Annotated in this window: 3 protein-coding genes; 1 reads left to right on the top strand and 2 read right to left on the bottom strand. The window is 51.7% G+C overall.

Going from position 1 to position 3474, the window contains the following annotated elements; genetic code table 11:
* Together Q0294_RS01410 and Q0294_RS01405 are read right to left on the bottom strand one after the other, a co-directional pair.
* On the bottom strand, positions 1-2706 hold a 2706-nt coding region (locus tag Q0294_RS01410), incomplete at its 3' end, for a M56 family metallopeptidase (protein ID WP_299460055.1).
* 35 nt (positions 2707-2741) lie between these two features.
* Positions 2742-3107: a BlaI/MecI/CopY family transcriptional regulator gene (locus Q0294_RS01405; protein WP_299460052.1), complete on the bottom strand. Its 366-nt coding sequence runs from the start codon at positions 3105-3107 to the stop codon at positions 2742-2744.
* Between the two features lie 53 nt (positions 3108-3160).
* Between Q0294_RS01405 and Q0294_RS01400 the strand changes: the two genes are divergently transcribed.
* Positions 3161-3474, top strand: a 314-nt coding sequence (locus Q0294_RS01400) for a hypothetical protein (protein WP_299460049.1), incomplete at its 3' end; no start/stop codon positions are given.

Raw genomic sequence — 3474 nt, 5'->3', positions numbered from 1 at the left:
TTTTTTGCCCTTGATGTTCTCCGCGCCTTTGCCACGCTGATACTTCATGTGCTCGTCGGCCATAACCGTAACTATACCAGGACCCGGAAGAACAGGAATGCGATAGGTGCCGTCGGAATGGAGTGTGTGATGAGCTGTGAGATGCGCTAAACTTTTTTTAACCGGTTGCAGGAAAGGATTGTCATTGAATGCAAAGTAGTCGACGCGCCCTCCTCGTATCGGTTCACTGGAGGCCATGTCATATGCACGACCTTCTGCCCAGATTCCCCGTGTGAGGTCCACATCTTTTTTCAGAACTGGAAGTCCTGCGCTGGTCTCTGCGACAAACTTGGAGAGGAGATAAGGCTGATCCTTGGGGTTTAGACATATAACTTCATTTTTACCGATCGGTAAGCCTTCCAGGCGATAGCGTCCCTGATCATCGGTGACCGTCTGGACCAGCCCCTCAGACCAGCCTGATGTACTCCGCCCGGCCAGCCGATAGCTTTGCAGTTTTACTCCCGGTAGCGGTTGGTGTGTCTTCGAATCCCGGACCACGCCGGACACAGGGTGAGACGGTCCAGCCACATACGTGAATTCACTCGGATGATAGACCATTTTCTCTCTCCAGGGATTGCTGGCCTGCACAGGGACTTCAATGATTTTCCCTTTGCGGGTTCGGGCTACGACGTAGCTTGTGGCGATTCCCGGACCTGAAATCAGGAGTTTGACGATTCGTTCTCGCCCCAGGCCTTTGAATGTGAACCGCCCATTCCGGTCGGTCACTACAGTGGGGATGTATTCCAGCGTCGCACCGCCAACATCATTGCCGAGACTCTTGGTCAGCAGCATTCGTATCTCATAAAAATCAGCTTCTGACTTCTCTGCTGCTTTTTCCCACTCGTCGAGCGATCCTGTCTCTGAATAGTTCAGCTGGGTCACCCGCAGACTGGCCCCTGCCACCGGCTGCCCTTCAATATTGACAACGCGGCCCGTGAGGGGCGTGTCGTCGGCGACCAGTTGGAAGGTGGACGTCGCATTGTGGATTCGTGCCCGCGCCTGGTTCAGAAATCCAGGAGGAGTGTGAGAATTCGCAAGTTTTTCCAGCAGGGTTTTGCGCATTTCTCCAGAGGTTTCAAACTGATAAACACTTTCTACCGCCGGGCCATAACCCTCAGCCTGGGCGATCAACATCCCTCCGTCTCTGATCGAACTATAAAGCTCACTCGAAGCGGGAATAGTAAAATCAAATCTTCCCTGGTCATTCGTTGATGTGAGCTCAATCTGCTTGCGTTGATCCCTGCCTGTACTTACCAATCCGATCGTGGTAGCTTTGACCGGCTGACCATCGGGACTAACGACGTGTCCTTGAAACTGGAGATCCGATTTTGTTGTCGCAGCAGTTTTCTGTTTCGTGTCAGTGTCGGTAGCTGTCTTTTCTGCTGTATTCACCGAACTGGTTTGCGGAATCGCTTTCGGAGATGCAGCAAGCGGTAAGTTTTTGTCAGATTGGGACACGGTAGCCGTATTGTCAAGATCTGATTCAGGTCGGGCATTCACAATCAGAGCCGCACTGGCGGTCGCGGAGATTCCCAGCAGAGTGATCAAGATAACCCACTTCGCAGGCAGCCGGAGCGTCAGAGAGCGGGAAGAGTCCAGAATTCGCAGGACACGCCGACTCAGCGAGGAACGCAGAGAGACCATCGCCAGACCCGCTTCCGTGGTTGTCGCTCGCAGAGGCAACTGCTCTGCAAAATCGACGAGCGTATTCGCATAACTCTTGCGCCCGGAACCGTAATGAATGACGTAATCATCACAGATATCATCGGCAACTTGCTCCAGACGGCGTGACAGCCACCAGACCAGCGGTTGAAAGAAGAGTACCACAGTGGCGAGCCGGGCCAACAGGTGAAACAGACAGTCATGGCGGGCCAGATGGGCCAGCTCATGCAGGAGAACGTCGCGCAAGACAGGTTGCGTCAGTGATTTCTCTTCTGGTAGCAGAATCAGCGGATTCCAGATTCCAATCAGACAAGGGGAATGGACACACGATGAGATTTTTATCTTCGGCGGGAGTAACTTCAGCGTCTGTGACGTGAGTCGACAAAGCTCCTGAACTTCAGCGCCCGCCTCCCGGCTGCTTCGAAGTAGTCGAGAGGCCCGCCGATTTGCCAAAAGAAGTTTTGCCAGGAGAATGATCATCCCTGTCACCCAGGTCAAGGCGATGATCCAGCCCATCAACGGCATAAAACCGGTTGTAGTACTCGCATTTGAAAACGATTCCGCGGAGAATTCAAATTCGGTAGTGAGGTCGGAGTGAATGTTTTTCGGCGAGGTGATTTCCGCGGAGAGAACTTGCGAGTTTCGGGGTGCATCTGAGTCGGAATCAGGGGACATTTTATTTTCGGTGGCTGAATTCACTGCCAGATCCTCAGGGGCAGTCAGTCGTGAATTCGTATTCCCGGTAGACGATGCATTCTCTGATCTCGTGATCTGCTGTGTTTCCCACGCAGGCAGCAGTGCGTAGCCGGTGATCCCGATTTTACCTAATGTCAGGGATGCGACAGGGCATAACAGTAAGGCGATCAACGTGACGCGGAGAATGGCCGACTGCACTGCCGGTTTGTGTTGTCCGCATAAGCGCCCGGCGAGGAATCCCACCGCAATCAGAAGCGTTGATTGAAGCAGAACGTGAACACAAAAATAAGCGAGAGTTGTGTCAAACATCGTTTGATCTCCCCTGAGTGATTTAAACTTTGCGATTACTCGTCGTTGATCAGTTTGCGAAGCTGCTGCAGTTCCGACTTGGGAATTTTCTCATTTTCCAGGAGATAGGCGACCAGGCCTGCCGCAGAGCCGTCGAAGATCTCGTTGATGAGTTCACGCGTGGCCTGTCGTGTGACTTTGTCTTCTTCAATGAGAGGATAAAACACAAACGTGCGTTCCTCGACATCATGAGCCACAGCCTGCTTGGCTTCGAGTTGTCTTAATAGTGTCTGGACCGTGCTGTGAGCGATTTCACTACTTTCGTTGAGCGCATCGGTGATTTCACGCGCGTTGGCGCGTCCCCGATCCCAGAGGACCTGCATGATTTGCAGTTGCACGCGTCCCAGTTGGTTGGCTGTCATCCGTGTCTCCTTGAGGGCTGTGATTTACTGTAGTCAATTTACTCAAGTAAAACATGTTTGTCAAATGCAAATTTTTTTTCAAAAGTTTCTCAGGAGAAAACAGGCAGAGAATCCTGTTCAATTATTTCTATGCGATGAGTGTTTTTGGCCCACGTGTTTTGCGATCAATAAAGGAGAGCAGCCCGCCTTTAAACCACAATTTTCCTGACTCTGCAGGGGCTGGTATTCCGACCTGCCCGAAAATTACTCTCTACAATACGGAGACGTATGTTCTGATTTGTGTTGAAGTGCAGCAACTTGGGGAGTGCATTCCACTGGAATACCCACGCCTGAATCTCTATACTGTATTAGTAATCGTTATTAAATT

It is taken from the genome of uncultured Gimesia sp. (assembly GCF_937919775.1).
GTDB lineage: Bacteria > Planctomycetota > Planctomycetia > Planctomycetales > Planctomycetaceae > Gimesia.
Note: the sequence above shows the minus strand (reverse complement) of the source record. Positions and strands in the feature narration are given on the sequence as shown.

Bases quoted from the DNA above. Each gene is read 5' to 3' on its own strand.
- Q0294_RS01405 (WP_299460052.1), bottom strand. From the start codon at position 3,107: ATGACAGCCAACCAACTGGGACGCGTGCAACTGCAAATCATGCAGGTC.